The sequence below is a fragment of the Acidovorax sp. GW101-11A03 genome (assembly GCF_059424825.1).
This window is the reverse complement of sequence record NZ_JBWKZU010000119.1, coordinates 1-5,934: the sequence shown is the minus strand read 5'-3', so window position 1 is coordinate 5,934 and position 5,934 is coordinate 1. Positions and strand designations below refer to the sequence as shown.

Annotated in this window: 5 protein-coding genes; all 5 read right to left on the bottom strand. The window is 69.1% G+C overall.

All coding sequences use genetic code 11. The annotated features are described in order from the left end of the window. A partial coding sequence (locus tag AC07Z7_RS24730) for a PHP domain-containing protein (RefSeq protein ID WP_494767998.1) occupies positions 1 to 1,378 on the bottom strand: 1,378 nt, incomplete at its 3' end. Positions 1,379 to 1,535: 157 nt separating this feature from the next. Beyond that, on the bottom strand, positions 1,536 to 3,086 hold the full coding sequence (locus tag AC07Z7_RS24725) for a DNA polymerase Y subunit UmuC family protein (protein ID WP_494767997.1): 1,551 nt from the start codon (positions 3,084 to 3,086) through the stop codon (positions 1,536 to 1,538). Continuing rightward, positions 3,049 to 3,927, bottom strand: coding sequence for a translesion DNA synthesis-associated protein ImuA (gene imuA / locus AC07Z7_RS24720; RefSeq protein WP_494767996.1), 879 nt, complete (start codon positions 3,925 to 3,927; stop codon positions 3,049 to 3,051). Before imuA ends, AC07Z7_RS24725 begins: the two co-directional genes overlap by 38 nt. Before the next feature lie 251 nt (positions 3,928 to 4,178). Further along, entirely contained in the window at positions 4,179 to 5,489 is a 1,311-nt protein-coding gene (locus AC07Z7_RS24715) for an HD-GYP domain-containing protein (protein ID WP_094290673.1), read from the bottom strand. 241 nt (positions 5,490 to 5,730) lie between these two features. Continuing rightward, positions 5,731 to 5,934, bottom strand: a 204-nt coding sequence (locus AC07Z7_RS24710; RefSeq protein WP_494767995.1) for a hypothetical protein, incomplete at its 5' end; no start/stop codon positions are given.

The window sequence follows — 5,934 nt, the reverse complement described above, 5'->3', positions numbered from 1 at the left end:
CTTGCAGGCGGTCGGCAGCGAAGGTCTCGTCAAACCAGTGGTGGTCCTTGGCAAACGCATCGACCAGCGCTGGCGCCACGCCCAGGGCCTTGCCCACATCGCGCAGGGCGCTGCGCGTGCGGTAGCTGGTGACGACGGCGGCAATGGCGGCGCGGTCGCGGCCGTATTTGTCGTAGATGTACTGAATGACCTCTTCGCGCCGGTCGTGCTCGAAGTCCACGTCGATGTCGGGCGGCTCCTTGCGCTCTTTGCTGATGAAGCGTTCGAACAGCAGGTGGGTGTTTTCGGGCGGCACGGCCGTGATGCCCAGCATGTAGCAGACCACCGAGTTGGCTGCGGAGCCGCGCCCCTGGCACAGGATGTTCTTGCTGCGGGCGTAGCGCACGATGTCGTGCACGGTGAGGAAGTACATCTCGTACTGGCAGTGCGCGATCAGATCCAGCTCTTTGCGGATCTGGTCCAGCACCCGCTGGGGGGCGCCCTGCGGGTACTCGCCCTCCACGCCGGTCTGCACCAGCCAGGCCAGCGCCTGGGCGGGGGTCATGCCTTGGGGCACGGTCTCCAGCGGGTACTGGTATTGGATCTCGTCCAGCTGGAAAGTGCAGCGCCCGGCCACCGTGAGCGTGGCCGCCAGCAGATCGGGCGGGTAGATGCCTGCCAGCCGCACGCGCTGGCGCAGGTGGCGCTCGGCATTGGGCTGCAGCGCAAACCCGCACTCGGCCACGCTGCAGCCCAGGCGCACGGCGGTGATCACGTCTTGCAGCGGCTTGCGCGAGCGGGCGTGCATGTGCACGTCGCCCGCCGCCACCAGCGGCAGGCCCAGCTGTGCGCCCACACGCTGCAGCGTGGCCAGCCACAGGCCGTCGTCGGGGGCCAGGTGCAACTCGACTGCCAGCCAGATGTGTCCGTCAAAACCTGAGTCAAAACAGGCCTTTGCGCGCGACAGATATGCCTCAATAGCTATCAAATCCGCAGCATCAAAGCGTTTACGGCAAGGCGCCAGCAGCAGCTCGCACCCCTGCAGCAGGTGCCAGGGGCTGGCCGGGCCCACGTGGTACTGGCCCTTGGGTGCCGCACTGCGCGCGGCCGAGATGAACTCACACAGGTTGCCCCAGCCCTCGGCGTCCCGCGCCAGGGCCACCAGCCGCAGGTCGCCCCACAGGAACTCGCTGCCCACGATGAGGTGCAGATCCGTGGGCTCGGCGGCCTTCCAGGCGCGCACCACGCCGGCCACCGAACATTCATCGGTCAGCGCCAGGGCCTGGTAGCCCAGCTTGGCGGCGCGCTCGACCAGCTCGTGCGGGTGCGATGCCCCGCGCTGAAAGCTGAAGTTGGACAGGCAGTGCAGCTCGGCATAGCCCGGCAAGAATGCAGTCATCTCCATTCCCTATGGCGCTGCGCGCCACCCACCTGGATTGAAGCTGGCGCGCCCAAGGCGAGGGCCACCGCACAAGGGCCGCCCGCCGCGCTGGCAGCGCCCTCCTGCCCGCAGCACACAGCGCTGCGAGAGCGGGGGAAGCCGTACAAGGGGTGCTTCAAAACACACCATGCAGAAACCAGCGGGGAGGCCGCGCCAGCCCCTGCGAGCCATCGGGCGGTGGCGCCAGCCGCTCGCGGAACACCCACACCAGGCCCGCCACCGCGTTGTGCGCCACAAAGTAGTCGCGCAAGGCCAGGCCGGTGTGTGTGGGGTCGTCTGCCCCGCCATCGCCCGCAGCCCACCAGCCCGCCTCGAAGCGGTGGGGCCCGGCCAGCAGGCGCAGCAGGCCGTGGTGGCAGGGGCGGTTGCCCTGCACGGCCAGCCGCTGGGGCGGGTTCAGCAGCCAGGGGGGCAGCAGCAAGGCTTCGGGGCTGGCATCCAGCGCGGCCTCGGCCCCGCCGCCTGCGCTGGTGGCGGCAGAGCGCCGGGTGGATGGGCGGCCCAGCACCTCGGCTGCGGGGCGCCACTGCTGCATAAGCTCGGGGCGGTGGTCGGCCATCAGCACGGGGGCCTGCACCTGTTCGGGCCCCAGGCGGGCCGACAGGCGCTCCAGCAGCTGGTGCAAGGCTTCGCCTGGGGACGCAGGGTTGTCGGCACCGCCATGGCAACCGCCACCATGATCGCCGGGCGGCAGCAGGCTGGCACTGCGGTGCGGCAGCGGGGCCGACTCCAGCAGGCGCAGCGTGATCTGGTTGGCCGGTGCGGCCAGGGTGGTGCGCGCCAGGTTTTCAGCCAGCAGACGCCGCAGGTGCGCCATGTCCTGCGTGGCCTGGGCGGTACGCACCTGCAGGGCCTGCGTGGGGGCAATCACCACCCCGTCGATGCGCCGCAGGTCGTGGCGCCAGGCCAGCTCCAGCTCCAGCGCCCCCTGCTGGCGCGCCTGCAGCCAGCCCTGCAGGGCCGTGAGGCAGCGGTGGGCGCTCCACAGCAGGGCATCGGCCGAGGTGGCCAGCGCAGGCAATTCGGCGGCCAGCGCAAACTGCTCGGGCAGCTCCAGCCAGGCATGAGCTTCGGGGGCTTCGCCCAGGGCCTGGTCCAGCACCCGCAGCACCCCGGCCCCCAGGCGCCGGGCCAGCCCGACACGCGGCAGCGCCCGCAAGGCGCCCCAGGTTCGGCAACCCATGCGCTCCAGGCTGGCCACATGCGGGCGCAAGGCGGTCAGGGTGTGCAAAGGCAGGGTGTGCACCGCTGGCTCTTGTTGCCTTGGCCATCCTTCTTGACCTCCTTGGCCTTGTTGCCCCCGGGGGGCATGCCCGGCCAGTGCCATGCGCAGCCAGGCCTGCGCCACCAGCGCGGTGGGGCCGCTGCCCCAGAGGGGCAGCATGCCCGGGGGTTTCGGCAGAGCGCCCTGCCCCCCAGCGGCTTCGGCCCAGGCCTGCAACACCAGGGTCAGCAAGGCATCACGCCCGCCCCAGAGTCGTTCGGTGGTCGAAACCTCCAGCAGCACGGTGTCGCCATCCACCAGCGCCACGCGCGGGGTAAAACGCAGGGCCCACCAGCCTGCGGCGGGCGCAGCCATCGTGCCAGCCGCAGCCGCCGCCCCGGTACTAGCCGGGCTGGTGGCGGGCTCATCCCGCCATGGCAGCGGCAATGCGATCCAGTGCATGCCCCCTCCCCTGCAGCGCCACCACTGCGGGCTCCGAGCGCATGGGCGCCGCCTGCCCCCCCGGGGCCGCTGCGTTGTAGCGCGCCACCATGGCGCGGGCCACCACCTGTGCGGCATGGCGGCGCTCGGCCTGCGCCGCCAGGGCCTGCGCCAGCCGGGGGTGGCAGCCTGGCAGATCCAGCGCCTGCACCAGGGGCGGCCCCCGGCGCTTGAGAATCTGCACCTGCAGGCCCGGCGCGGCAGACGTGGATGCCCCAGCGGGCAGCCCCTGCACCTGCAGCCCCTGCACCTGCAGCCGCAGCAAGGCGGGCGACGCCTGCGGCGCAGCGCTGACCGGGCGGAACACCCACAGCAGTTGCTGTTGCTGCGCCGCCGCCAGCTGCAGCCTGCGCAGAGCTGCAGCAGGTGCCTGCGGCAGCCAGGCCATGACGGCCAGCACATCGCCGCACCGCAGCGCCTGCTCGGCCGCCCAGAATGCCGCACGGGCGCTGTCGGCCCGCACCACACACAGCCGCTCGGGCGGCAGCCCCTGCGCTTTCAGTGCCGGGCCAAAGGGCTCGCAAGGGGGTGCCACCGCCACCACGGCCCCTGCGCGGCGGGCCGTGGCCTGCGCCAGCGCGGGCAGCACCAGTTGCCACTCATGCAGGCCCGCCAGAGGCTGCAGCACCTCGCACAGCGCCCCCACCGGCCAGCCCCCGCCGGGCAGTTGGGCGTCCAGCAGCGCATGCCCGGTGGGCTGGGTCGCCTGCGGGCCCGCACCCAAGGCATCAGCATGCCAGACACCGGGCACGGCAGAGGGCAGATCGAGCGCAATCCGCAAGGACAGGCTGGGCGCGGGCATGGCGGGGGCAAAGCTTCAAAGAACAGGAATACTGTGAATATAACCAGTATTTTGAAGCCTGACGAGCCAGGCGAGGAAGGCCACAGCATCGAAGGGGCTCGGGCCTGCGGGTGCTGACGGGCAAGGCCAAGGAGACCTGAGGGTGCCTGCCACGGTCAAGCCAACCGGTTGACTCCGTGGCGACGGGGAAACGATTCAGCCTGCGCGGCAGGGGATCACCCGGGTGCCCTCTGCACGCGCCTTGGGGCGTATCAGAGCCGCCGAAGCGCCCAATCGCACCAGTCGGCCACGGCCGCATCCATGGGCGTGGTGCGGTCCGACAGCTGAGGCCAGCGGCGGTGGCTGGCGTTCAGAATGCTTTGCAATTGCCAGAGCGCCTCCCGCCCCACCAGGGCCACTTCGGCCATGCCGATGGCATCGCCCTGCAACTGCGCCAGCAATTCGCCCTGGTGCCGGGGGTGGGAACCCGCTTCGATCAAGGCTTTCTGCAAGGCCAGCAAGCGGGAGTCGGTGAATGCAAAGGCGCTGTCTGCCGGGACCTTGGCAGCCCCTGGGGGCAAGGCGGCCTTGAGCTGGTCCCAATAAGTGAAGGCTTCTGCCAGCAGGTCAATCTGGCGCGGAGCATCATTGCCCAGCGGCATCAGGGCCGATTCGCGCGCCACCTCTTCCTGCAGCAGCGGCAAGATGTGGGCCACGAGCGCGGAAGGGAATTTGCGGTGGTTGAGCCGCAGTACCAGCGACAGCCGCTGCGCGGGCATGTCTTCGTATTTTTCGTAGAACGCTGTCACCACCTCGGCCAGCAACAGGATGCGCCCCATGGGCGTGATGTCGGCACCGGCCAGGCCACGCGGGTAGCCGCTGCCATCCATGCGCTCGTGGTGCTCCAGCACCGCCACCTCGGCGGCACGGGCGTACACCTTGGTGTCGCGGATCATCAGCATGGCTGTGATGGGGTGCGCCACCAGGTGCTTGCGCTGCACACCCACCACCTTGTGGTCGGGGTCGCTCCAGGCCGGGTCCATGTGCAGCACGCCCAGGTCGTGCAACAAGGCCGCAGCCGCCAGGGTGCCGCAGTCGCGCTCTGCCAGACCGCTCTTGATGCCCAGAAACATGGCCACGGTCATCATCTGCAGGCTGTGCTCGAACAACTCGGGACGCTGGTCGCGCATGACCGTGAGCTTGCAGGCCATGGGCGCTGGCAGGGGCAAGGAGCGCAGCGGCGCCAGCAGGCGGGCCGCCGAGGGGCCCAGCGCCTCGGCCAGCATGTTGGGCAAGGCCTCCTCTGCAATGAGCGCCTGCCCGGCTGCCAGCAGGGCGGGCACGTCCACAGGGTTTTCTATGGACAGGTGGCGGTCGATGGGCTCGCGCAGCTTGTGCTGAACCAGGCGGTCATACAGGCGACTGTCGATGCGGGCGCCCTTCTCCACCAGTTTGATGCCGTTGTCGGTGTAGATGGCAGCGTCCGCCACCACCGTGCGGCGGTCGGCCATGTCGGTCAGCGCGCGCAGGTAATGGGGGCTGTCGGCGGTGTCAATGTCCGCCGAATCGAGGGGGTCTGTCATGCGAGGAACAACAAATCGTTACCTCGGACTATATGACGTTCTCTTGCAGGGCACTCAAACAAAACGCTCTTCGGCACGGCACTGTCTTGATGCATATCAAGCGCTGCCCACGGCCTGCCAAGGGCGGTATTACACGGCCTGGGCTCGCACGATCACCTGCTGCGACAGCGCTTTTCGGGCAGGAAAACCGCCGATCCCACCGTTCCAAATTGGCATCAGGGTTTCCATGGGATATGGGTGGCTAAAGCCCGCTTTTCGCCCACTCCGGGCAGTCAGGCTTGGGTAAACCCTGAAAAGTTCCGCCCTGATTGTTTCCAATACTGGAACAGTTAGTTCGCGACTCAGTGGTTTTTCTGTGACCTTTACCCGCGTACAGTTCACCCCATCGATGAGCCGAACCCGCAAGGCGACTCACCGAACCCGGTTCAGGAATGGTTTTTTGACC